The 24,367-nt window shown below is 41.7% G+C and carries 24 protein-coding genes and 1 other RNA gene; 15 read left to right on the top strand and 10 right to left on the bottom strand.

What is annotated here, in order from left to right; all coding sequences use genetic code 11:
- Nucleotides 1-109: 109 nt before the first annotated feature.
- The 4 genes from IGI96_RS02315 to IGI96_RS02300 all read left to right on the top strand — a co-directional run bounded on the left by IGI96_RS02315 (nucleotide 110) and on the right by IGI96_RS02300 (nucleotide 2,736).
- Entirely contained in the window at nucleotides 110-757 is a 648-nt protein-coding gene (locus IGI96_RS02315; protein ID WP_016608699.1) for an NAD(P)H-binding protein, read from the top strand.
- 179 nt (nucleotides 758-936) lie between these two features.
- On the top strand, nucleotides 937-1,398 hold the full coding sequence (locus IGI96_RS02310) for a GAF domain-containing protein (protein WP_074536031.1): 462 nt from the start codon (nucleotides 937-939) through the stop codon (nucleotides 1,396-1,398).
- A gap of 178 nt (nucleotides 1,399-1,576) precedes the next feature.
- Nucleotides 1,577-1,804, top strand: a complete 228-nt coding sequence (locus IGI96_RS02305; RefSeq protein ID WP_005229082.1) for a hypothetical protein — start codon at nucleotides 1,577-1,579, stop codon at nucleotides 1,802-1,804.
- A 158-nt stretch (nucleotides 1,805-1,962) separates the two neighbouring features.
- Nucleotides 1,963-2,736 carry a hypothetical protein gene (locus IGI96_RS02300; protein ID WP_081116494.1) on the top strand — a complete coding sequence of 258 codons (774 nt, stop codon included), beginning with the start codon at nucleotides 1,963-1,965 and terminating at the stop codon, nucleotides 2,734-2,736.
- A gap of 74 nt (nucleotides 2,737-2,810) precedes the next feature.
- Here IGI96_RS02300 and IGI96_RS02295 read toward each other — a convergent pair whose 3' ends face one another.
- Nucleotides 2,811-3,146, bottom strand: a complete 336-nt coding sequence (locus tag IGI96_RS02295) for an antibiotic biosynthesis monooxygenase family protein (RefSeq protein ID WP_086338004.1) — start codon at nucleotides 3,144-3,146, stop codon at nucleotides 2,811-2,813.
- 710 nt (nucleotides 3,147-3,856) lie between these two features.
- Between IGI96_RS02295 and IGI96_RS02290 the strand changes: the two genes are divergently transcribed.
- From IGI96_RS02290 to IGI96_RS02275, 4 genes are all read left to right on the top strand, one after another.
- Nucleotides 3,857-5,518 carry a peptide ABC transporter substrate-binding protein gene (locus tag IGI96_RS02290; protein ID WP_086338005.1) on the top strand — a complete coding sequence of 554 codons (1,662 nt, stop codon included), beginning with the start codon at nucleotides 3,857-3,859 and terminating at the stop codon, nucleotides 5,516-5,518.
- Between the two features lie 187 nt (nucleotides 5,519-5,705).
- Entirely contained in the window at nucleotides 5,706-6,779 is a 1,074-nt protein-coding gene (locus IGI96_RS02285) for a dipeptide epimerase (RefSeq protein WP_086338006.1), read from the top strand.
- Between the two features lie 21 nt (nucleotides 6,780-6,800).
- Nucleotides 6,801-7,712, top strand: coding sequence for a C40 family peptidase (locus tag IGI96_RS02280; RefSeq protein WP_176323944.1), 912 nt, complete (start codon nucleotides 6,801-6,803; stop codon nucleotides 7,710-7,712).
- 36 nt (nucleotides 7,713-7,748) lie between these two features.
- Nucleotides 7,749-8,516 carry a serine hydrolase gene (locus IGI96_RS02275; RefSeq protein ID WP_086338008.1) on the top strand — a complete coding sequence of 256 codons (768 nt, stop codon included), beginning with the start codon at nucleotides 7,749-7,751 and terminating at the stop codon, nucleotides 8,514-8,516.
- A 49-nt stretch (nucleotides 8,517-8,565) separates the two neighbouring features.
- Here the strand turns inward: IGI96_RS02275 and IGI96_RS02270 are convergent, their stop codons facing one another.
- A complete protein-coding gene (locus IGI96_RS02270; protein ID WP_086338009.1) occupies nucleotides 8,566-9,267 on the bottom strand; it encodes a GntR family transcriptional regulator in 702 nt (233 codons plus the stop codon).
- A 171-nt stretch (nucleotides 9,268-9,438) separates the two neighbouring features.
- On the opposite strand from IGI96_RS02270, the gene IGI96_RS02265 reads away from it, so the two are divergent.
- Complete coding sequence (locus IGI96_RS02265) at nucleotides 9,439-10,743, top strand: PTS sugar transporter subunit IIC (RefSeq protein ID WP_015510115.1); 1,305 nt, start codon at nucleotides 9,439-9,441, stop codon at nucleotides 10,741-10,743.
- Between the two features lie 15 nt (nucleotides 10,744-10,758).
- Nucleotides 10,759-12,174, top strand: a complete 1,416-nt coding sequence (locus IGI96_RS02260) for a glycoside hydrolase family 1 protein (protein ID WP_010749710.1) — start codon at nucleotides 10,759-10,761, stop codon at nucleotides 12,172-12,174.
- A gap of 53 nt (nucleotides 12,175-12,227) precedes the next feature.
- On the opposite strand, the gene IGI96_RS02255 is transcribed toward IGI96_RS02260, so the two are convergent.
- The 3 genes from IGI96_RS02255 to IGI96_RS02245 form a co-directional block, all read right to left on the bottom strand.
- Nucleotides 12,228-13,328, bottom strand: a complete 1,101-nt coding sequence (locus IGI96_RS02255) for a mandelate racemase/muconate lactonizing enzyme family protein (RefSeq protein WP_123833806.1) — start codon at nucleotides 13,326-13,328, stop codon at nucleotides 12,228-12,230.
- A gap of 444 nt (nucleotides 13,329-13,772) precedes the next feature.
- Nucleotides 13,773-14,141: an ACT domain-containing protein gene (locus IGI96_RS02250; RefSeq protein ID WP_010749708.1), complete on the bottom strand. Its 369-nt coding sequence runs from the start codon at nucleotides 14,139-14,141 to the stop codon at nucleotides 13,773-13,775.
- 236 nt (nucleotides 14,142-14,377) lie between these two features.
- Nucleotides 14,378-14,677: a hypothetical protein gene (locus IGI96_RS02245; protein ID WP_086338012.1), complete on the bottom strand. Its 300-nt coding sequence runs from the start codon at nucleotides 14,675-14,677 to the stop codon at nucleotides 14,378-14,380.
- A gap of 116 nt (nucleotides 14,678-14,793) precedes the next feature.
- Here IGI96_RS02245 and IGI96_RS02240 point away from each other — a divergent pair, with 116 nt between their 5' ends.
- Nucleotides 14,794-15,009: a helix-turn-helix domain-containing protein gene (locus tag IGI96_RS02240; RefSeq protein ID WP_074933564.1), complete on the top strand. Its 216-nt coding sequence runs from the start codon at nucleotides 14,794-14,796 to the stop codon at nucleotides 15,007-15,009.
- Nucleotides 15,010-15,536: 527 nt separating this feature from the next.
- On the opposite strand, the gene ssrA is transcribed toward IGI96_RS02240, so the two are convergent.
- Both ssrA and IGI96_RS02230 read right to left on the bottom strand, forming a co-directional pair.
- Nucleotides 15,537-15,900: a transfer-messenger RNA gene (gene ssrA, locus IGI96_RS02235) on the bottom strand.
- Between the two features lie 62 nt (nucleotides 15,901-15,962).
- Nucleotides 15,963-16,733 carry a Cof-type HAD-IIB family hydrolase gene (locus IGI96_RS02230; RefSeq protein WP_005231883.1) on the bottom strand — a complete coding sequence of 257 codons (771 nt, stop codon included), beginning with the start codon at nucleotides 16,731-16,733 and terminating at the stop codon, nucleotides 15,963-15,965.
- A 145-nt stretch (nucleotides 16,734-16,878) separates the two neighbouring features.
- Between IGI96_RS02230 and IGI96_RS02225 the strand changes: the two genes are divergently transcribed.
- Genes IGI96_RS02225 through IGI96_RS02215 form a run of 3 tightly spaced genes read left to right on the top strand, consistent with a single transcriptional unit; the run spans nucleotide 16,879 to nucleotide 19,383 of the window.
- Nucleotides 16,879-17,229 carry an SdpI family protein gene (locus IGI96_RS02225; protein WP_015510109.1) on the top strand — a complete coding sequence of 117 codons (351 nt, stop codon included), beginning with the start codon at nucleotides 16,879-16,881 and terminating at the stop codon, nucleotides 17,227-17,229.
- The gene (locus tag IGI96_RS02220) at nucleotides 17,210-17,923 is read left to right on the top strand and encodes a response regulator transcription factor (protein ID WP_010749704.1); all 714 of its coding nucleotides are present in this window, start codon (nucleotides 17,210-17,212) and stop codon (nucleotides 17,921-17,923) included. Before IGI96_RS02225 ends, IGI96_RS02220 begins: the two co-directional genes overlap by 20 nt.
- A complete protein-coding gene (locus IGI96_RS02215; protein ID WP_005229120.1) occupies nucleotides 17,923-19,383 on the top strand; it encodes a sensor histidine kinase in 1,461 nt (486 codons plus the stop codon). The genes IGI96_RS02220 and IGI96_RS02215 overlap by 1 nt, the downstream gene beginning before the upstream one ends.
- A gap of 117 nt (nucleotides 19,384-19,500) precedes the next feature.
- Here IGI96_RS02215 and IGI96_RS02210 read toward each other — a convergent pair whose 3' ends face one another.
- The 3 genes from IGI96_RS02210 to IGI96_RS02200 form a co-directional block, all read right to left on the bottom strand.
- A complete protein-coding gene (locus tag IGI96_RS02210; RefSeq protein ID WP_005229123.1) occupies nucleotides 19,501-19,974 on the bottom strand; it encodes a hypothetical protein in 474 nt (157 codons plus the stop codon).
- Nucleotides 19,953-20,690 carry a hypothetical protein gene (locus tag IGI96_RS02205; protein WP_438784807.1) on the bottom strand — a complete coding sequence of 246 codons (738 nt, stop codon included), beginning with the start codon at nucleotides 20,688-20,690 and terminating at the stop codon, nucleotides 19,953-19,955. The genes IGI96_RS02210 and IGI96_RS02205 overlap by 22 nt, the downstream gene beginning before the upstream one ends.
- A gap of 181 nt (nucleotides 20,691-20,871) precedes the next feature.
- Nucleotides 20,872-22,956: an LTA synthase family protein gene (locus tag IGI96_RS02200; RefSeq protein WP_086338711.1), complete on the bottom strand. Its 2,085-nt coding sequence runs from the start codon at nucleotides 22,954-22,956 to the stop codon at nucleotides 20,872-20,874.
- A gap of 237 nt (nucleotides 22,957-23,193) precedes the next feature.
- Here IGI96_RS02200 and IGI96_RS02195 point away from each other — a divergent pair, with 237 nt between their 5' ends.
- Complete coding sequence (locus IGI96_RS02195; protein ID WP_176323945.1) at nucleotides 23,194-24,363, top strand: class I SAM-dependent rRNA methyltransferase; 1,170 nt, start codon at nucleotides 23,194-23,196, stop codon at nucleotides 24,361-24,363.
- Nucleotides 24,364-24,367: the final 4 nt, after the last annotated feature.

The following is a 24,367-nucleotide window of genomic DNA, read 5'->3' as shown; positions in this document are numbered from 1 at the left end:
GAACTTTCACCTGCTAGGCAAATTCTTGACAGGGAAGAAAGTTTCTTTTATACTCTAGTTGTAACTTAATTAGTAACAACTGATTTTGAAAAAAACAAAAGTAGGAAGGATGATCATTATGAAAATCGGTATTATTGGCGCAACAGGGAATGCAGGTTCAGCAATTTATCAAGAAGCAGTACAGAGAGGACACGAAGTGACTGCTATCGTGAGAAATGAAGCGAAGGCCAAAGAACAACTTGGTGAGACGGTCAAAACACTTACAAAGGATGCTTTTTCTCTCACAGAAGAAGAGCTCAGTGACTTTGATGTGCTTGTTGACGCGTTTGCGACAAGTCCTGACAAAGCTTACTTGCATGTGGATCTGGCAGCAAAATTAGTGCACCTGTTTCGAGAAAAAAACACTCGTTTGTTCTTCATCTTAGGAGCCGGCAGTTTATTCAATGAAGCGGGGGAACGTAATCTCTCTGAGTTGAAAAAAGCACCAGGAAGCGAAAGTTGGATTGCGATTCCAGAAAATCAGCTAGACGAATATCTCTTTTTAGAAACAGTCAAAAATGTCCCTTGGGTGGGGATTTCTCCTGGGAATGTCTTTCAAGAAGGACCAGCTAAACCAGCGATTTTAGGGAAAGATCACTTACTATTCAACGAACAAAAGGAATCGGTGACATCTAGCGGTACGTTAGCTAAGGCAATTATCGATGAGATCGAAACAGTACAACATGAAAACACTCGCTTTACTGTGATTGATGCCTAGTAAGTTTTCAAAGACGACTGAGAAGGAAATGCTATGAGTAGCGTTGACTATTGGTACGAGTGGATGGATAGGCTATTTTAGGCAACAGTTCTTTTTTCACATTATTGTTTCCCATACTCAGTAATTTAGACAAGACAAATCCTCTGTCTTTGCTTATAATCAAGGACAGAGGTGAGAAAATGAATAAAAAAATCGAAGCGTATGAATTGATGCTTCTGCAATTAAAAGGATTACTAGAAGCAGAGAGTAATTGGATCGCTAATCTAGCAAACTCTTCTGCTTTATTAAATGAAACATTGGAAGATACGGTGTTTGCCGGCTACTATTTGTTTGAAGAAGGCGAACTGATCTTAGGCCCGTTCCAAGGAAGAGTATCTTGCACTAGAATCACTATGGGCAAAGGGGTTTGTGGGGAGTCAGCCGCAAAACAAACGACATTGATCGTCCCGAATGTCAAAGAACATGAGAACTATATCTCTTGTGACTCGGCAGCTATGTCTGAAATCGTTGTTCCTATGATAGCTGATGATCAATTGATTGGTGTGTTGGATATCGATAGTGGCAAAACGAACAGCTATGATGCGATCGATCAGAAATATCTTGAAGAATTTGCGGCGATCCTAGTAGCGAGTCGTAAATAAATCGTCATTTCTTAATAATTAGCAAAAAACAATATAACGTTTACAAAGCAAGTGTTCATTGAATAATGGGCACTTTTTTCATTTTTGTTTTAAATAGACATGCATATCGCTTTATTTTATTAGAATTAGATGATAAGATGATAATACAATTAGAGAAACGAGTAGTAAGGAGCGCATTATGGAAGCAGAAACAATTGTATTAGGTAAAGCATATGAATGTAAACCAGTTGGCTTAGAAAGCCGCGTTATCGGAGAAGTGGTCAGAAAAATGGAACGTTGTGCCGTTTTGCATGTGATCCGTTATGAAGAGACCGATCATGACGAGCTTGAAGAACGTTGTGGACGAGTTGTGGCAAAATACAACGAGATCTATCAACCAGCATTGGTTGAATGCTTTTCTAGCTAAGGGTTAATCCCAATCAAGCGAAGCCATGCACGTAAACCAATTCCCTTAACAAAGGGGCTGTTTCTTGGAAGCAGCCTCTTTTTTTGATTCTTGGACACCGCTGCGTAGAAAAATACATGCTATAATGGGCGAGAAACTAGCAGAAAGCAGGGAGCAAAATGGAATTAGAAAAAACGGTCATTGATGACAAACAGATGCTTTTTGAATTGCCGAAGGAAGCAGGGCAACTGCAAATTGTTAAAGGAAAACTTATTGAAACAAAAGACAATACCGTCCTCTTAGCCATAAAAGAAGGCCAATTACTATCAGTAGCAGATGAGAAAACATTTGATGACAAGCAAGAATATGATCGCTTAATGATCCTTACACCACCTTGGGAGATCATGGCGCCATACTTAGCAGCCTATTATCAAGAGAAATATCATTTGTCCAATGCTTCCAACGCACCTATCGTGATTCCACAGGAACTGCAACAAGGGGTCGCTGTTTGTGCGGAATCATTTGATTGCTTGATCGATTTTCTGGGGTATGTATCCACCAGTAAAAAGGAAACGAAAGCGGTGAAAAAAGGGGGCAAGCCTCGTCATAAATGGTCAAAAGAATTACAAGATGAACCCTTTATGGTGGATTATCAAGGAAGTACAGCAACGGTCTATTGGCAGAAACGCAACGAGGTTCGAATTGAAAAAGGCGCTACCTTGCGTCAAGAGGTTCCTTTGAACAAAGACGGCTCGGTGGGCTTTTCAGCTCGATTAGCAGAAAAGATACGGCAAGAAAATCAATCAGCGATCAAAGAGGGACGAACGATTGAAGACGTCGTATTAAAAAGTGTCAATGAGGTCGGCATGTTTCTTTACTATGGGGGGACCAATGGCTGGCTTCAATTAAAAGATCAGCAAGGAAGAACCCTGAACGAGCGAACGGTGGAATAGAAAAGAGAGATACTGAACAAGAAAGCGATCCACCAAAACGAACGGAATCCGCTTTGGTGGATCGCTCGTATCGTTTAACTAGGAGTAGGCTCTTCATCGATCAAGACAAATTCTTGACCTGTTTTGGACAAAACAAGGCTCGGTTTTGCAGTTCCTTCCTTTTCTACTCGATACGCCTCTCGGTGCTTTTGCAGATGTTCGGGGCGTTTTAACCAAGCTTGAAATGCTTTTTTCTCAGTCCATTTTGACACCAGCTGGAAAACGAGGCGGTCTTTTGATTCTGAAAACCAAGCTTCAGCAGAGTGACAGCCAGCAAATGTTTTCATTGAGGCGGTATCTTTTTTCATTTTAGCAAGAAAGATGTCTTTGCCTTCTGGAATGACTTCAAATGCGACGGTACGGATATACATGAAATTCCTCCTTTGACTGTGAGTGATTTCATTTAGTATAGCGCTAATTGAGAATCATTGTCAATTAGCATGGGGATTTTTACTTTTTTATCGATTTTCACTTTTTGATTAAATCATTCAAAAGCCTTGAACAAATGAAAAAAGTACGTATAATTAATATACGTACTGAAGAGTCCGAAGAGTATTGGAGAAAATGGATACTTGGGGAAGTCTTTCTTTTCTCACGTGCAGTACTCTTCGTTTGTTTAGTGTACCACTCCCATTTTAAAATAGATACGTTTTTTTTGCTTTCTGAGGAGATTTCTTTTATTCCTTGAGTTGAAAGGCAAAAAAGTGGGAAGGCTCTGAGAAAGCGCTATGAAGACGAAATTTATGTCTTCTTTTTTTGTGTGAAAGGGAAGGAAAATTAAGAAAGTTTTTTTATCCATTTTACCTGCGAAATGATGTATAAGAAAGTATCAAAAGTTCTGATTACTAGAAGATCAGGACTTTTTTGTATGTTTTCTTGGCACGACTCCTTTCAACGATATTCAGTATAAAAGTCGCTCTTTTCTACTTTTTACATTCAGAAGAGCGTTTCTGACACAATCATGTAACCTCTTACATTTTTTGGTCGTGTTAAATTGACAGGCTGCATAAACATGCGGTAAACTCGGTACAACAAACAGAATTTTTTGAATTATCTGAATGTTAGAAGGGGATGAGTAGAAATGGGGAAATGTAGCAAATATGCAGTATCGCTTGTGTTACTAGGCAGCTTATTTTTAGCAGCTTGTCAAAATGGCAATGAAGATAACGAGACGGATTCATCAGCCGCTTCTTCTGCAGAGCAAGTGATCAATGTGCAATTTTCGGCAGAGATGGGCAGTGCAGATATTTCTTTAGCAACCGACTCTTACAGCTTTATCACGTTAAACAACGCCTATGAAGGTCTTTATCGCTTAGATGAAAACAATGTTCCTGTGATCGCTGGTGCAAGCGAAGACGCTGAAGTTAGTGAAGATGGGCTTTCTTACACCATTTCACTGCGGGAAGAGGCAAAATGGTCCAATGGCGATCCAGTTACTGCAGCTGATTATGTTTTTAGCTGGCAGCGAACTGTTGATCCAGCCACTGCTTCCAATTATGCTTATATGCTGGCACCCGTTAAAAACGCTGTCGCTATTTCAGATGGTACGCTAGATAAAAGCGAGTTAGGGATCGAAGCAGTCAATGATCATGAATTGAAAATCACGTTAGAAAAACCGACGCCTTACTTTTTATCTTTACTGGCTTTTCCAACTTTCTTCCCGCAAAACGAGCGTGTCGTGGAAGAGTTCGGTGACCAATATGCCTTAACCAGTGAAAACGCGGCGTACAATGGACCATTCCTATTGACCAATTATGCTGGACCAGGCACCGACATCCAATGGACATTGGCGAAAAATCCCGATTATTGGGATGCCGATTCGGTCAAACTTGAAACAATTAACTTTGATGTCGTGAAAGACTCATCGACCGCTTATAACTTGTACGAAAGCGGACAAGCCGATGACATTATTTTAAGCGGTGAATTGGCGATGCAGAATGTGAATCATCCTGATTACATTGTTCAGCCTAGTGCAACCACTCAGTATTTAGAAATGAATCAAGCACCAGAAGATTCGCCTTTTCGAAATGCAAATCTGCGCCAAGCCATTTCGTATAGTATGAATCGACAACAAATCGTTGACAATATTTTAGGCAACGGCTCCTTACCGGCGGTCGGTTTTGTTCCTTCTGACCTAGCGTTTAATCCAGAGACAAAGGCTGATTTTGTCGAGGATGCGGCAACCACGTTAGCCTTTGACGAAGAAAAAGCCCAAGAATATTGGGAAAAGGCAAAAGCTGAACTGGGTATCGATACATTGTCTTTTGAACTGTTGACATCAGATACCGATCAATCGAAAAAAATGGCAGAATACATTCAAGGCACCTTGCAGCAAACACTGGATGGGCTGACTGTCGAAGTCACAAACGTTCCATTTTCTGTGCGCTTGGATCGTTCAAATAGCGGCGATTTTGAGATGGTCATGAACAACTGGATCGGGGATTATGCAGATCCAATCAACTTTTTGGAATTGTTCAAAAAAGACAGTTCCTATAATCGTGGAAAATGGCTAAATGATGACTACAATCAATTGATCGAACAAGCCTCCAATGAAAATGCTAACGATCCAGAAGCCCGTTGGGAAAATATGGTAGCAGCAGAAAAAATCTTAAACGACGACTTAGGCGTTATTCCACTCTTCCAAAGTGCTGAAGCACATCTACGGTCGCCAAAAATCAAAGGCCTCATCGTTCATAGTGTTGGCGCGGCCTATGATTATAAAAATGTCTTTGTCGAAGAATAAGGAGAAAAAAGTATCTTTCGTCTATTCATTGTCTGACTTCGTTAAAGAGGGTAGCAGACGAGAAAAACGTTACTAGAATGTTTAGCAACTTGATAACAAGGAATAAAGCAGTTCTTTTTCTAGCAGCGAACATGACGTATTCATTTTAGCTAGATAAGAACTGCTTTTCTTTTTGGGAGGAACACCAATGAAAATCACAGCAGTTGAAACGAAGCTAATTCCGATCCAGCTGAATGCACCGTTTAAAACGGCGCTCAGAGAAGTGCACGCCGTCGAAGTGATTCGAGTGCTGCTTTCTTTTGACAATGGGATCGTTGGCATCGGAGAAGCAGCACCTACCGAAGTGATCACCGGTGATACAAAAGAAAGTATTTTAACAGATATCGAAACTGTCTTTACCCCGTTCCTGTTAGGAAGAAAGGTAGATGCCCAATTGCTGGTAATGGATGAGCTTCATGCGTTGATCCAGCATCATACGAGCCCTAAAGCGGCGATTGATATCGCGTTGCATGATGCACTGGCAAAAGCGGCAAACTTGCCTCTTTACCGCTATTTAGGTGGTTCTGCCAATACACTGACAACCGACTATACGATCAGTGTTGGTTCACAGGAGCAGATGCTGCATGATGCCCAAGCGAAAATCCAGGCGGGATTTCGCTCCTTGAAAATCAAACTGGGAGTAGACGCGATCGAAGAGGAGGTTGCGAAAATTCGCCGCATCAATGAACGTTTGGCAGGAAAGATCCCCTTTCGAATTGATGCCAATCAAGGCTGGACCAAAGAAGAAGCGGTGCAGATTTTAGACCAATGGCAAGACATTCCGATCGAGTTTGTTGAGCAACCCGTCAAAGCCAATGATTTTGCTGGACTTAGCTATGTGACTGCTCGGACGACGATTCCGATCATGGCAGACGAAAGTCTTTTTTCCTATGAGGATGCCAAACGTTTGATTGCTGAAAACTGCTGCGATTATATGAACATTAAATTGATGAAAAGCGGCGGGATCAAAGAGGGACAAAAAATTTATCAATTGGCAAAAGAGCATCAAATGCCGGTGATGGTCGGTTCGATGATTGAAGGGTATGGGGGAATGGCTGCAGCCGCCCATTTTGCCTTGGGGATGGCGGATGTCCAATTTTATGATCTGGATGTTCCTTTTATGTGGGAGACCCAAACGACTTCCCCTGAAATGCAAGGGATTCTTCAGCGTCCAGGAAGCTTGAGCGTCACCGAACGCATCGGACTAGGAATCAACGAATAAACAGTTATGAGAGGAGCAAAGATGAAACAAATTGTTCAGGCTGGCTCTTCCTTCTTATGGAAGGAACCCAAAGAAAACAAAGTACTAGCAAAAATCAAAGCATTTCCTTTAGAAGCACTGCACACTTTTTTGACTGATGAAGATACGATGCGGCTTTATCAGGAAAGCTTAGTGGACTCCGAAGTATTATATGGGACGATTGTAGAAGTCATCGCCCAAACGGATGGTTGGTCCCATGTGATCGTCTTGGATCAAATAAGCAATAAACACCCACTCGGGTATCCGGGTTATCTGCCGAACGAGGTATTGAAGCCATTGTCACCAGACTATGCAACAGCCAAAAGAAGGATTGGTGTGATTGCAAAAGAAGCCGTGCTTGTTTTTGACTCGACCACACGACTTGTTTCTTTTGGAACAGTTTTACCACTTGTTGGGGAAACCGCAGATTCCTATCAAGTGGCTACGCCTAATGGACCAGCAACGATCGCTAAAGCTTTTGCTCACGTCCTATCGGACACATGGGCAAAGCTCCCAGAAAAAATAATAGCCTTGGCAGAACAATTTATAAACCAGCCCTATGTCTGGGCAGGCATTAGCGGCAGTGGCTTTGACTGTTCTGGATTCATGTATTCGCTGCATCGACTTCATGGTATTTTAATCCCCCGAGATACGATCGAGCAAGCACAACAAGCAAACATCGTACCTTACAGTCAGGCACAACCAGGGGATCTGCTGTTGTTTGCTTATGAAGAAGGAAAAGGCGAAGTCCATCATGTCGGTCTATATTTGGGGGATGACGAAATGATTCATTCAAGAACACCTGGGTCACGGGTCATGAAAACCAAAATCACTGGCTCTAATTATGAACCAGAACTCGCAGTTGTGGCGCGTTATTGGCAGAACCAACCGAATGAATCACAGGAATGCTCATGAACATTCTTTTCATGAACGTAAGGAAAGGGGTTTTTGATGGGAAAAGATGACTTGCGTGTAGCAATTGATCCTATTCTAAAAAATTACCAGGCAACATTGGAAATGGGGTTATGGATCGGTACGCCAACGGAATGTCTTGTTGACTATCAGAGTCAAAAGTCGTTTTCGGCAGCGAGTATCAGTAAGCTTGTTTTGTACGCGTATTATCTTGAACAAATCATCGAAAAAAAGATCGATCCCCAACAGGTAATTTGTGTGAGCCCTGTTGATCTGACAGGGGGTGCTGGGGTGATCCGTCTTTTTCCTCAGAAGAAAGGTTGGACCATCAGTGAACTTCTCACGGCAATGATCGCCGTATCTGATAATACTGCGACCAATGTACTATTGGACTTAGTAGGGTTGCCCACGCTTCAGGCATGGATTCAGGAGCCGGAGATCCAATTTGAACGGTATATGATGCGACCGATCAAAGACAAAGAGAACCGCTTGACACCCTCGGTGGCTGCCAAACTGCTACTAAGGTGTGTGGAACGAGAAGAAGCTGCACTAGGATTTTCACCTTTAAATCAGCAGCAATTTCAAGATGGATTAGCGGGGAATTTTGCTGAAACTGCGCAGCCTTCTTGCCGCATTTTTAATAAGACAGGTCGTCTTGACCGCATCGAACACGATGTAGCATATTTACAAGCCAATGAAACGACGATCATCATAGCGGCATTTTCCTATGATAAAGCCGATAGTGGCCGAGGGATCAGTTGGCTAAGAGAAATTGGTCAAACAGTCTATCAGCAGTATTTTAAGTAAAATACGCTGCGTATCGAGTGCCTCTGAGTGAGGATCGATACGCAGCGTATTAATTATTTACAACAATAAAATCCCCCATATCATAGCGGTGCCGTGATTGGGAAAATTCAAAAGGCGTCCCATCGCCGAGGTAAACCGTTTGTTCCACTTCTAAAATGGGATCGGTGGCAGCACAAGCTAAGTATTGCTGGTCGTAGGTGTCTGCACGATCCGCTTTGATACGACGGACAGATGTTCCAATCGAGGAGTGGAGTTGGTTCGTGATGTAGCTATAGACGGAAGAGGCTAAGACTTCTTCGGTAATGCCAGGAATGACATGAAGCGGCATGATGGTATATTCTAAAACAACGGGTATATCGTCAAATAGACGCAAACGAACGATATCATAAATTTGCTGGTCACTGCGAATGTTTAGTTTTTCTTGTTCTTTCTCATCGGGAAAAAGAATGGCAAAAGAAATGATCTTGCTGGTGATCTTTCCTGTTTCTCCAAGGCGCTTGGTCAGCCCGCGATTGATCTTGGCGTTGTAATCGAAGGTTGAATAGGAATCGCTGATAAACGTACCCGTGCCTTTTTTACCGTAAATAATGCCTTCCATTTGTAAAATATTCAATGCTTTTTGAATCGTCACGCGGCTCGTTTGATAATCCGCAGCCAGTTCGGATTGCTTCGGCAATTTTTTCTCTTCTTCGTAAAACCCGTGATTGATTTTGCTCCGTAAATCGGCAGCGATGTCATGGTAGTTCGCCATTTGCTTCACCTCAAAATAATAATAAGTGATAAAACGAAGTATGTAAACGTGGAGCTTTACATACCCTGTTTTAAAGGCTTTTCCTGCGTTTACATTCTTCAGGAAATGAATTACATTTGTAATGTAATCGTTTTCTAATAATTGAAGAATAGGGGTATAGGAGGGAGTTTTATGCAAGGATTTATGGATCGACTCGCTGACGTTTTAGGAAAGTTTGCCAATAGGATCAATAATTTACGCTACATCATGGTCATTAAAAATGCCTTTGCTGCTTTGATTCCAGTAATCATTACAGGGGCATTTGGTACATTGTTTTCAGCAATGGTTTTTGATGCTGAAAATGGATTGGCACAAATCGAGGCACTGCGCTTTTTAGAAAGTTTAAAACCGATCTCATCTGCGGTCAGTTATGTGACGTTGAGTTTCTTAACGATCTATGCAGTGTTTCTGATTGGGATTGAGCTAGCAAAATTAAATAAGATTTCTGGGGTCTTTCCAGGAATCATCGCAGTGATGTCTTATCTTTCTGTTAATCCAATGATCTTTGAATTTTTGCACGAAGATGCGACGGTGGTTGCCGAAAACGTGCTGGCTAAGCAATATACTGACACGAAAGGCCTATTTTTAGGCATGTTCGTTGCGATCGTTTCCATCGAGCTTTATGCGTGGTTAGGAAGACAAAAACGGCTGCAGATCACGATGCCTGATAGTGTTCCTGGGAATGTTTCGGCAAGTTTTTCGGCATTGTTTCCAACGATTTTCACCGTGACCATCATCGCCACCGCTGGTTTTGCTATCAAAGCACTCACAGGGATGTATGCTTACGATATCATCTACAATGTCGTCCAACGACCACTGGAAGGGATCGTCCAAGGATTACCAGGTATCTTGTTGTTGATGTTTATCGCACAAGTTTTTTGGGTCATCGGCATTCATGGGAACCAGATGGTCAAACCCATTCGCGAACCATTGTTGCTGGCAGCGATCGCTGTCAATACGGAAGCTTTTGAAGCTGGAAAAGAAGTACCCAATATTATTACGATGCCGTTTTGGGATATGTATATGAGTATGGGCGGCTCTGGGGTTACGATTGGGTTGCTGATTGCGATTTTGATCGTCGGCAAGCGGGAGGACATGCGCCAAATCACTAAATTGTCATTAGCACCTGGGATTTTCAATATCAATGAGCCAGTGATCTTCGGAATGCCAATTATGCTGAATCCCATTTTGGCGATTCCCTTTATCCTGACACCGTTAGTAACAGGAACGATTGGGTACGTGGCGACAAGTCTAGGCTTTGCCGCTAAAGCCGTGGTAATGGTCCCATGGCCGATGCCACCGATCGTCAATGCTTATCTAGCTACTGCTGGGGATATCGGGGCTGTGATCACGCAAGTTATCTGTATTGTCGTGGCAATTTTGATCTATCTACCTTTTGTTTTGGTAATGAATCGTACGACCAATGAAGTTGCATAAAGGAGTTTTAAAAAAATGGTAAAAATACCTGAAACATTTATTTTAGGGGCTGCTTCGTCTGCTTGGCAGACAGAAGGCTGGCAAGGAAAGAAAGAAGGGCAAGATTCGTATCTCGACCGCTGGTACAAAGAAGAACGCTTTGTCTGGCATAATGGCTACGGGCCGGCTGTTGCGACGAATTTTATGGAAAAGTTTTCAGAGGATGTTGAACTGATGCAGGAGGTTCATTTGACCCATTACCGAACATCGATCAACTGGGCGCGCTTCTTTACCGACCATGAACAGCTGATCGTTGATGAAGATTATGCTGCTCATATCGATCAGCTTATCGACCAATTGCTTGCTGCTGGGGTCGAACCGATGCTTTGTTTGGAACATTATGAACTGCCAGCTAGTTTGATGGATGCCTATGATGGCTGGAGCTCGCGGAAAGTGGTCGATCTATATACTCGTTATGCCGAAATCGCCTTCGAGCGTTACGGTGATCGAGTCAAACAGTGGTTTACCTTCAATGAGCCGATCGTTATTCAGACTCGTTGCTATCTCGATGCGATCCGCTGGCCCCATGAGCAAAACACAAAAAAATGGATGCTTTGGAACTATCACAAAGTATTGGCGTCCGCCCAAGCGGTGGCTGTCTATCATGAAAAGGGCTACGAGGGGCGCATCGGTTGTGTGCTAAATCCAGAAATGGTTTACGCACGCTCTTCCTCACCAGAGGATCAAAACGCGCAAAAAATGTACGATCTTTTTTTCAACCGAATCTTTTTTGATCCAATGGTTAAGGGGCATTATCCAGATGAACTTATCACACTTTGCCAAACCTATGACATCTACTTTGATCCGACAGAAGAAGATTTGGAAACGATCCGCACCCATACGGTGGATTTCTTAGGTGTCAATCAGTACTACCCGAAACGCGTGCGGGCACCACGATATCAATGGCATTCGGATACACCATTTCATCCAGAAATGTTTTATGAGACCTTTGATTTGCCAGGAAAACAAATGAATAACTCCCGTGGCTGGGAAATCTATCCGAAGGTCATGTACGATATGGCTAATTATCTTAAAGAAAATTATGGCAATATTCCATGGCTGATCACTGAAAATGGTATGGGGCGGGAAAATGAAGAACAGTATATGGATGCCACAGGTCAAGTCCAAGATGATTATCGGATTCAGTTTATTACCGAACATCTTTACTGGCTGCTAAAAGCCGTCGAGGAAGGCGCCAACTGCGAAGGCTATATGCTTTGGGCATTTACCGATTGTGTTTCACCTATGAATGCGTTCAAAAACCGCTATGGTCTCGTACGAATCGAGCTAAATGAAGAACGGACTCGGTCATTAAAAAAATCAGCCGCTTGGTATCGTTCCCTGATTGATGAACGGTGGCTTCCATTTGAAGAAAAACCATTGATTCTGTAATAAAAACCCACGTTGATTTCCTCATCCTAAAGGAAATCAGCGTGGGTTTTCAGTTAAAAGGGTTGTTTATGAGGAGCAAGTTTCTCCCAGTCAAAGGTGACGCCAATCCCTGGTTCATCTGGGGCAATCGCACAGCCATCGGATGGATCGATCACTAACGGTCTCGTGGTGTATTGATCGATTGGGAAACTGTGCATTTCGAGATACCCAGCGTTAGGCATCGCTGCCAGCAGACTAACGTGCAATTCTTGCATGCCATGTGTAGAAACAGATAAGTTACTTGTTTGTGTTAAGGCAGCAATTTTCAACCAGCCGGTGATCCCACCGCAATTGGAAGCGTCGGGTTGCGGAAAATCGACATTGCCATATTTGATCATATGAGCAAATTCGATAGGGGTGCGCAAGTTTTCTCCGCCTGCCACCGCAATTTGCCCTTCTTTAGCGATACGAGCGTAGCCTTCGTAATCTTCGGGGATCGTTGGTTCTTCAAGGAACAAAATGTCATAAGGCGCCATCAGTTTGGCGGCTTTGATCGCTTTTTCAACAGACCAGCTCATGTTGGCATCCACCATAAAGACAACATCGGGACCAATCAATTCTCTGACCGCTTTTATTCGAGCAATATCTTCGGCAAGTGTTTTTTGTCCCAATTTGATTTTGACCGCTTTTAATCCCATGTCTAAATATTTTTGATTATTGGCTAAGAGTTTTTCAAGAGGAAAGTTTAGATCGATCGCACCACCATAGCATTTTACTTTGTTGCTTGCGCCGCCTAAAAGTTTGTAGAGGGGTTCTTGTGCTTTTTTCGCACGTAAGTCCCACAAGGCGATATCACAAGCCGCAATGGCGAAACTTGCTAAACCGCCTCTGGCAACATAGTGGATTCCCCAGTTCATCTGATCCCACAAGGCTTCCACACATGCTGGATCTTTCCCTAAAAGGATCGCTTTTAGTTCTTTATCGATCAGTTTGGCGATCGATTCGCCACCGAAGCCACCAGTATACGTATAGCCGACCCCTTCACGTCCATCATCAGTAACGATCTTGACGATAGGCACTTCAAAGTGGGTGTGTAAGCCGTGCTTCGCATCTTCCATGATTTCTGGAAGAGGTATCCGATAATACGCTGTTTGTACATCTGTAATTTTTGCCATTAAAAATCCTCCTCAAATTAATGTTCACGTGTGCATTTTAATGTTAACGTTTGCATAATCATGGTAGCATGGGAAGGCGAGATTGACAAGGCTGAATTTTCTCAAATTCAAAACTTTAAAAGAAGGTGGATCACTAACGAAGGGCTCGCATCTCTTCAACTGATGCTTCACGGAACCATTTAGAATATAAACAGATATAGGGAATATTAGCTAGAAATGAAGTGAAACCCCTATAAATTGTCACAAAATAGCATTTTGTTTATTTTTAAAGCATATTTATTGAATAAAAATCATTTTTGTATTATGATTATCTTAACAACGAGCAATGAAGAGTACTGGGGCAAATGAAAGCTTGGGGAAGTCTTTTATTTGGGATACCCAGTACTCTTATCTTTGTTAAACGACAAGTGAAAGTAACTTGTCGTAAGGAAGAACAAGTTTTTCTCAATTGACAAAGGAATAATCATTGGCGGTTAAAACAGTACGAGCTTGTTCTACCTGATGTTCCTTGATTAAAATATAATCAGTATTGAAGGTAGAAACAGCAAAAATACTGATTGACTCCTCGGCTAGAAGGGAAGAGATTTTTGCAATAATGCCAATTAAGCTAAAATCCAGCACACCAATTATTTTCATCGCTTTCCATCCATCTTCTCTGTTTAGTGTTTCAGCTGGAACCTTTGCCGTTGGTAACACCAAAGAAAGTTCTTCTGACGTATGGGCAAAAAATAGAGGAACGATCTTCAGTATCGAAGGATCAATGCGCTCTACTTGGATGACAGAAAAAGAGGGTGCCAATAAGGTCAGTTTCATCTAATCACGTCCTTCGTTTGATGCAATCATCATATCAAAGGATAAGAAAGAAGGGAAGGCGATTATCTTTTGATCACGTACGATTCTAAGCGTTGTGTCGTTTCTGCGAGACGTAACAGACGGGTAGATTCTATACAGAAGAAGATAAGCGGTTAAAAATGTTCCATTATTAGAATCAATAAGCAAAGTAAGCGATCATTTATCGCTTGATGTGAGCTCAAGCTATCGTTTTGCTATTAAACTTTTCTTCGAGTTTTTAAATCACCAATCTGGAGTTCCAGTTTTTCTAGGGAGCTACCAAAGTCTGTGAGAAAGACATGAAATAATAAGGAACAGGCATGATAATCTCGGATGATTTTCTGCTTGTTAGCTGGTCTTTTTTTGTCACTGAAAAATTTTTCTAATACACAGAGTGGTTCTTGCCAAGATTTCAATTGCTCCAAAGTATCTCCTAAACCATATATGTCCTGGTAGCTAATTTCTTTTACCGGCTGCTTATTACTCGTCTTAATGCCAATCTTTTCTATTTCTTTCAAAGTAACGCCTCCATTCTGTTTTTTATTGGTGCTCTTACAGACACCACCTTCGGTTCTATTTTACTATATGATGTCCTTATGAACAACATCTGCTTGCAGAAAAAGGTGGCTAATACATGAACAGAAAAATAGAAATAGGCTTAAAAGAGCTTGTAAAAAGCCGAGGAATTTCTCTAAGAGAGTTAGCACGCTTATCTGATATTGAACCTTCGATTATTAATAAGCTGGCAAATGGCAAACGAGAAAAAGTTTACCTTCAACATATTGAAAGAATCGCTAATGCATTGGAAATTGACGATATTTCAGAAATTATCAGACTCACAAAAAAATAACTTTTGAAAAGTAGGACAAGACAAAAAGAGAACACTTAGAATAGCCGCACTGTCCAACGTGACTATTCTAAGGTTCTCTTTATTTTTATATTCTTTAGATAGGAAAAAAGAATGCCGTTGAGAACGCAAAACAGGAGTGAAAAAAAGTGTATCTAAAGATACTAAGGAGTAAAAAGCCTTAAATCAAAAATAGAGTAAAAAAATCAGCCCAAGAAAAACTCGCAAAAAAGAGATTCGTATACAATTTGGTGAGAAGGTACGCCATTGAAGAGCATTGATTGCTTAAAAAAAGCATCTGACTTCACTTGAACAATTAATTTAGGTTCAATCGGTATAAGAAATACAATCTAAGAAAAGCGAGGAATAGCACATCGTTTTAAAGCTGATAATTAACCACCATTTGACTACCAAACAAGAAAACTACGAAAAACATTGTGCAACTGAAAATACAAAAAAAGTGTTCAAAACCTCTTTAAATCAAGGTCTTGAACACTTAGGAAAACTACGAAAATCTAATCGATTTTGCTTTATGGAGATGGCGGGAGTCGAACCCGCGTCCAAACATATTGCTACCTAAAAATCTACGCTCATAGTCAACTCATTTGAAGGTTCGCTTTACAGCTTGCCGAGTGACAGGCAGTCTGTATCGCTAGTCTGATGCTCTCTTTTTTATCTTACAGACGGAAAGATAAAACGTATCCCACTTAGAATAGGACCCTTACTCGAGCACATGGGCGATGCCGAGAGGATCTACGCTAACTGTTTTTAGGCAGCTAAAGCGTAAGAGTTTTCGTTTTTAGCAGTTATATTTAACTGTAACGTTTTAACGTAGACGTAACCTACGAAGCGCAATTCAGGCTCAACTATGCCTGTCGAATCCGTAACATCCCCTTGATAAAAGGGGTATCGCTACCATTCATTAGTATACCATAGTTTTGCCTGTATGCAAAGAATCAGATTAAGTCAAAGTGTTTCAGGGCGTGCACGATCCCGCCTTCGGTATTTTTCAGGGTCACGAAGTCTGCCAACTCTTTCAACTCTTGAATTCCATTTCCCATTGCAATTTTGTGGTCGCAGGCTTCTAAAAGAGCGAAGTCGTTGCTGCCGTCACCAAAGCCGAAGGTAGGTACATCTTCTAGACCCAACAATTCTACCAAGGTTTTTACGCCCGTCCCTTTAGAGGTGCCAGATTTTACGACATCGATGGAAAAGGGGGTATTACGATAAAAAGTTAATTCTGGAAAACGCTCATGATAATAAGCATCGTTGCCGACACCTAAAACCAACAACATATTGGTCCGATCTGTTTCATAATGCAGAGGATCGATTTCTGGTAAAGGGCTGCGGACATAGTTGTACGCACCAATCATTTCCTCGGTATGTCCAGTCGCCCAATAGCCTTTCTCATTGTAATAGCACAGTTCATCACCATTGTCTTTGACTGCTTGGAACATCCGTGCGCAAAGTTCAGGTTCAAGGGTATCGGAAAAAACTTCTTTGCCGTCAATACGGATAAAGGCGCCGTTCATGACGATGTTCGAGGTGATCCCAGCTGCTTCACGAATGGCGGTAACTTCAGGTTCGGTTCTTCCTGTTGCAATGATCGGCAGTACTTGGTTTTTTCGCAACATCGCCATCGCTTCAGCGATTTCGGATGTGATTTGCGAGTGTTCATCTAAAAGCGTACCGTCAAGATCAAAAAAAGTTAATGCTTTATAGGTCATGTATCTTACTCCTAAGGTTTATAGTCATAGTCCACTCACAATCTTATCAAAGATTGAAAAAAAGGCAAACCTTTATGAATAATCGGTGAAGTTGTTGGTAGAAGAAAGAAATTCGAGTATACTATAGGAAGAATGGAGTGAAACGATGATTTTTTTAGTAATTGGTATCATTTTTTTCTTGATTGGTCTCACTTTTTTTCTTTTTCCATCAAAAAAAATGAACCTTATTTATGGCTACCGTTCCTATTTAGCAAAACAAAATGAACGCAACTGGCGGCATGCTCAGAAACTATGCGCCCGTTATTTTCTGCTTTTTGGCGGAATCATGGCGGTCATTGGGTTTGTCTTGAAATGGCAAGAATGGACCAATTTTTTCCTAGTTGAAATGATCGCGATCCCTTGGTTCATCGTGCCGATCTTTGGCCTGATCGAAGAGAATCTGCAACGATTTGATAAAGAACATAGAGGTGAAGAAAATGAATATATTAATGATTGAAGACAACGAATCTGTTTCTGAAATGATGCAAATGTTTTTCTTGAATGAAGGATGGGAAGCGGCTTTTAAGTACGACGGCAAAGAAGGACTGGAAGCCTTTGCTGCTGAACCAGACAAATGGGACATGATCACCCTTGACTTGAACCTTCCTTCCATGGATGGCATGATGGTGGCGCGAGAAATTCGCAAAATCTCCAGTACAGTACCTATTATTATGTTGACGGCCCGTGATTCAGAAAGCGATCAAGTCATCGGGTTGGAGATGGGGGCAGATGACTATGTGACGAAACCTTTTAGTCCACTGACCTTGATCGCGCGGATCAAAGCCTTACACCGCCGCAGTGAGTTGGTTGAAAAAACAACGCCTGAAGCTTCCGATGCAACTTTTGATGTTGTGACCGATCATTTCAAAATGAACACAAAAACACGGGAAGCCTATTTAAATGGCAAACCCATCGATGGGTTGACGCCGAAGGAATTTGATTTGCTTTATACGTTAGCGAAAAAACCGCGGCAAGTCTTTTCACGAGAGCAATTGTTAGAACTAGTTTGGGATTACCAATATTTTGGTGATGAACGGACGGTTGATGCGCACATCAAAAAACTCAGACAAAAAATAGAAAAAGTGGGACCTCAGATCATTCAAACCGTCTGGGGTGTGGGGTATAAATTTGACGATGCAGGTGCTGCTTAATGCGCTACTTGTATCAACAGCTGATTGCGTTTTTTGTTGTGATCTTCGTGATTTTGATGACGATTGGTATTGCGTTTACACAAATGACGCGCCAAACATTACAAGAACGAAATTATGAGCAGTTAATGGGGTATGCTTCGTCGGTCGCGACGATTTCGCAAATCAGCGATTCAGAATATTTGCAGCAAAATATGACGCGAGATGGCTATCTGCAATATTCTCTGCATTTGGCTGAAAATATTTTGAGCAACCAAGACATTTCTTTTGCTTTCTTTAAAAGCCCCGATGACATCATTTATCCATTAGATACGACTCGTGCGGTGGATTTTCCAATTTCTGAAAAAGACTGGCAATCCTTAGAAAACGGGGCGCGTCTGCAACTGACATCACCCACGAATCTATATGGGGAAAAAGAACTGACTTCCTATGTTTTGATTCCTTTTTCTGTCAATCGAACGGATTTTTACGGGGTGATGGTGGTTTCACAATCGGCAAGCAGCATCTTGAATCTTGTCAGTGCTTTTAACCAAAACTTGTTTAAAGTATGTTTGATCTCGATCGTCGTTTCTTTATTGATCAGTTACCTATTTGCTACGTTCCAAGTAAGGCGGATCAATCGCATGAAACGAGCAACCAAGGAGATCACCAATGGCAATTTTGATATCTTCTTGCCAGTGCATAATCGGGATGAATTTGATGAGTTAGCCGAAGATTTTAATTTAATGACGAAATCCTTAAAAGAGTCGCAAGAGGAAATTGAACGACAAGAAGAACGTCGTCGACAATTTATGGCAGACGCTTCGCATGAGATGCGTACGCCTTTGACGACCATCAATGGCTTATTGGAAGGGTTAGAGTACAACGCGATTCCTGAAAATCAAAAGGACAATGCGATCCGTTTGATGAAAAATGAAACCAATCGCTTGATTCGATTAGTCAACGAAAACCTTGACTACGAAAAAATCCGAACCAATCAAATCTCGATGGTCATCAAAAAATTCGATGCAACGCAAACCATTAAAAATCTGCTGACGCAACTTGAGAGCAAGGCAGAAATCGCCAAAGATGTGTTGATTTTAGAAACAACAGAGCCAATTGACGTCTATGCCGACTACGATCGTTTCGTCCAAATCATGGTCAATATTTTACAAAATGCGATCCAGTTTACGGAAGATGGAGAAATTCGGGTTCGAATCGAAAAAGGCTACTTGGAAACGATCATCGAAATCAGTGATACGGGAATCGGCATGTCTGAAGAACAAGTTAAGAATATTTGGGATCGTTATTACAAAGTCGATCCTTCCCGTAAAAACCGTCAATTTGGTGAATCAGGTTTGGGCCTATCGATTGTTGAACAGCTCGTACGCCTGCACAAAGGAAAGATCAGTGTAGAAAGTGAACTTGGCAAAGGCACGACGTTTAAAATCTCTTTTCCTGATATCGACTTAAATGAAGAATAGCAATCGACCGGCAGCAATTCTCTTAGCCGGTCGATTTTTTTTGCGGTTCAGTGGCAGCAGTCCAAACAAAAAGACCTGCTTTTGCAAGCAAGCCTTCTTGTTTGGGGGCTATGTAAACTATAGATAAGTAGTATAAGGGGTATGGGCAAAGCATTCGTCTTCATGAATCAAATAGATGGCAACAGCAAATTGTTCGGCGATTTCTTGACACAAGGGCAACAGGGTTTGAACCTCGTTCGTTGTTAATGTGCTCAAGACATTTTCGATTAAAAGGGTTTCTCTTTCTGAAAGTAAAGCTAAGAGCAGTTGAATTTTGAGCTCCTCAAAGGGTGTTAACTCTGTTCGATCTTTTTTCAAAGCCGATAAGGGAAGCTGTACATAAGGCAGCACTTCCTCTAAATCGCCCCCTTTTTTATTTGCAAGAGATACATTGTCCATGACCGATAAAAAGGGGACGGAGGGCCACTGTGCGCGAATCAAGATTGCTTTTTTTTGTGAAAGCAGCAAGCTTAATTCAGATGTTTTTGTTTCATTGTCTTTCGCAACATAAAAGAAACCAATTGATTTCGTTAGCTGAGTTGGTTTTTCCATTGTTTTTTCCTCCAATACAGACTATGTCCGCTAGCAATCAGACCAGTAAAGCTGGTAACAGCAGCAAGCAATACGATAAGTGTGTGGCGCGTACTCTCAAATAAAATAGCCAGCCAAGTGGTGCTGTTCAAGTCAACATTTTGGACCAGAATTTGATTGTTTTGTGGGATCGTAATGGCGAATTCTTGACCAGGAAGACTTTGAACAGCCTCCCAAAAGTGATCCGAAGCACGCTCACGATCAAGAGCGATGATATGCCCGCTAAGCAATTCTCGCTGGAAATAAGGCTGGAAGAGCAGCAATAACACAAAGGCGGTCACGGCAGCTGCTAAAAGCGGCAAGAGCATTTCAAGCAACTGCATCGCCACCCATTGTCTGGTGGTGGCACCACTTGCTAACCAGGCAGTGTATTCTGAGCGTTTCGATAATTGGTAATAAACTTGAAAGCCGATAAAGACCAGTGTAAAGGCGCTAAAAATCAAATAGAACAGTTGATGATAGATCGTCGTGACTGGTTGGATCTCTTCCGCTACTTTCGTTTGCAAATCTTCTGTTGTTAAGAGATCTCTGGTTTGAGCGATCACTTGATCCATTGAGTAGATCAAGGCGAAGGTCACGATCAAGCCAATCACGGCAAAGAAGGATACAAGCGTATAAAGCACCATGGCTTTTTTATGATAAAATATGCTGGCAATCGCAAAATGTATAGTTTTCATCTAGTTCACCTCATCCTATTTCATAGTATAAAAGGGGAGTTTGAATAAAGTATGAAGTTCTTGTAGTAAAATATCGAAGCTAAAAAAGCAATAGAAAAAATCGGGTTTTTACGAACAAAACAGCCGAAAAAAATCCAGCAAAGCATCCGCCTTGCTGGATCGATCTTGTAGTACTTATAGGTTATTCTCCGCTATCTTGTTCCGTCATCTGCTGGTATTCTTGGAAGGTTTTTGTTTGGTACAGATCGACGGTCGATTGATTGCCGTTTTGAGAAAAGGCGCTGGTTGAATCACTGCCTAGATTCTTTTCGATAGCCATCATTTGCTGAAGGGCGTCTTTGTAATTATAGGTCGAAGGATCGACTTCTTCTAAACCGCTCTTCGCATAGAAACGTAAGAGATCACCATTGTTGATCTGATCAGAAACCGACAGCTGTTTGTCAACTTTGGCTTTCCACTCATCGACTTTCGCTTGCAGTTCATCGGATGGATCGTTGATCGGCATGCCGGTACGATTGTCATACAATGTACTGCTATAGTAAGTGTAGTCTGGTGTCACAAAGTCGCCATCGCGGAAGGCAACCAGTTGTTCATTTTGATCAGAGAATAAATCTTGTCCCAATTGAATATAGTTCGATGTATCTACACCGAGTAAGTGCAAGAGGGTTGGCAACGCATCAACTTGGCCACCATACGTATGATTGATGCCGCCGTTTGATTGTCCTGGAATATGGATCATATAAGGGACACGTTGCAATGAAGCATTGTCAAAGTTTGTCCAAGTCGAACTTGTTTTTCCAAGCAATTCTGCTAAGTTGCGGTTCCGAGAATTGGAAATTCCGTAATGGTCACCATATAAAACGATGACTGAGTTTTCGTACAAGCCGCTTTCTTTCAAGTAATTAAAGAACTCTTCTACGGCTTTATCTAAATAATTCGCGGTTGCGAAATACCCATTGATCGTTTGATCAGAAGTGTTCGCTAGCGGGAAGCCACCTTCTTCATTGGTAAATTCAGAATATGGGTAGTGGTTAGAAACTGCAATGAATTTTGAATAGAACGGTTGTTGCAGACGTTCTAAGTATTGTACCGATTGTTCAAAGAACGGTTTGTCATGTAAACCGTATTGGAATGAATTTTCATCATTGACATCATAATACGATGCGTCGAAGAAATAATCATAGCCAAACCGTTTGTAGGTTTCATTTCGGTTCCAGAAGGTACCCGTATTTCCGTGGAAAACCGCACTGGTATAGCCTTGGGTTTGACCTAAAATATCTGGCGCTGCCTCAAAGGTATTTTTCCCACCCAGTTGAGTGAATAATGCCCCCTGATTCAATCCGAACAAGGAATTTTCGAATAACGTTTCCGCATCACTGGTCTTCCCAGCTTTTACTTGATGGAAGAAGTTATCGAAACTAAAGGTGCTATCGCTATGATACAAACTATTGATAAATGGCATAACTTCATGTTCAACACCATCTTCATCTTTTAATTTATAATCGATCAAGAATTGCTGAACACTTTCTAAGTGAATATAAATGACGTTCTTGCCTTTTGCGATACCGAACAGATCATCATTTGGTTCCGCGTAATGTTCTCTGACATAGCTTTCTACTTCGTTCATGTCGTTGGGACTTGCTTCGGCACGTACTTGCGAAGCTTGATAGGTTTGCACGCCATCATAAACCGTAAAGGCGTTGATCCCAAGGTATTTCACTAAATAGTCACGAGAAAACGTTCGAGTAAGCAGTTCAGGACGATCCGCTTCTGCTAAGAAAAGATTGGCAGAAAAGACCATGACAGCTAAGGTTGAGATCGCAAAAGCCATCCGTGCCCGCACAGGACGAGTGTCCATTTTGATTTTTTTCATTGAAAAGGCTGCAATCAGCACGATAAAGTCAATGAAGTACAACACATCGTAGGGACGGAACAAGCGAATTGCGCTTTCTCCTAGACCACTTGCCACTTTTCCAACACCAAGCATCGTGTTGATGGTGATAAAGTCAGTGAATTCTCGATAGTACGAAACATTGGAGAACAACAGCAGAGTCATCAAGAAATAAATCACAAGCATCGTGATATAAGCTGCTTTGGTTCTTCTTACGTACAATGCGATCGACAGCAGCAACAAAGTCGTTGCGATCGGATTGATGAATAAGATGAAGTACTGAATGCTGCTTTCAATACCTAGGTGGAAGTCCACCATATAGGCAAAGATATTTTTTAGCCAAAATAATAGGGCTAATAGGAAAAAAAAGCCCATTCTTGTATTCACAAAGGTGGATACTTTATTTTTTTTCAAAGGAATCGTCCTCTCTTTTTCCAGTATAACCGGTAAATTACGATTTTACATCACAGTACATTTTACTAGGCTGTGAAAGACGTGTCAAATGAATTCCTTGTCATGACGCGGAATTAAGTATTTCTTTACTTTCAAGGATACAGACAATACAGTCGCTTTTTGCTATACTAAAATGGAGAATGAATGGAGCAGATGAACATGAAAATAAAACTAACGAAGCAAGGATCAGCGAAGCTTCGCAAAAAGAATCCGTTGATCCAAAGAGAAGATCTTCAACAAGCAATCGAGACGAAGGAGTGGGTCACCTTTATTGATCAGGCCAACCATTTCTTAGGTGTCGGCTATCTTGGGGAACAAAATAAAGGGATCGGATGGGTCGTATCCTTTGAAGAAACAGTGATCGACCAAGCATTCTTTGCGCAACGCTTTGCGAAAGCAAAAGGTAAACGCAGTGCTTACTATCAAGATGACCTGACAGATGCCTTTCGTCTGTTTAATGGCGAGGGGGATCAATTGGGGGGACTTACCGTAGATTTGTATGGCGAGTATGTCGTTTTTTCTTGGTACAATGCCACCCTTTATCAACATAAAAAAGCGATCGTGGCGGCTTTTCGTCAAATCTTTCCCGAGATCAAAGGGGCATATGAAAAAATCCGCTTTACGTCTGATCTGCCTGAATCAGCATGGGTCTATGGAAAAACGGCACCTGAACCCTTACTGGTGAAGGAAAATGGCGTCACGTATGCGACGTATTTGAACGAAGGATTAATGACGGGCATCTTTTTGGATCAAAAAGAAGTTCGTGGGCAACTTGTTGATGGCTTGGCAGCTGGCAAGACGGTTTTAAATATGTTCAGTTATACGGGGGCGTTTTCTGTCGCTGCTGCTGTCGGTGGCGCTGCTCAAACAACGAGCGTCGATTTGGCAAAACGCAGTCTAGAAAAGACCCGCGAACAATTTGCAGTCAACGGCATTGATCCAGATACCCAGCGTATCCATGTCATGGATGTTTTCAATTACTTCAATTATGCCAGCAAAAAAGATTTGCGCTTTGATGTGATCGTTTTAGATCCGCCGAGTTTTGCCCGCAACAAGAAAAAGGTCTTCTCGGTTGCGAAAAATTATGGCGACTTAGTCACTGATAGTTTGGCGATTTTAGCGCCTGATGGCTTGTTGATCGCCTCAACGAATGCGGCCAATCTTTCACCGAGGAAGTTTCAAGAAATGATCGAAGCATCCTTAGAGAAAGCACACGTTGCTTATGAATGTATTCAAAGTTATCGTCTACCAGCTGATTTTGTGGTAGATAAGCATTTTTCCGAAGGGAACTATCTGAAAGTATTCTTTTATCAAATGAAAAAGGAGTGAAGTA

Source organism: Enterococcus sp. DIV0421 (assembly GCF_051713745.1).
In the GTDB taxonomy this organism is placed as follows: Bacteria; Bacillota; Bacilli; order Lactobacillales; family Enterococcaceae; genus Enterococcus_D; species Enterococcus_D casseliflavus.
Note: the sequence above shows the minus strand (reverse complement) of the source record. Positions and strands in the feature narration are given on the sequence as shown.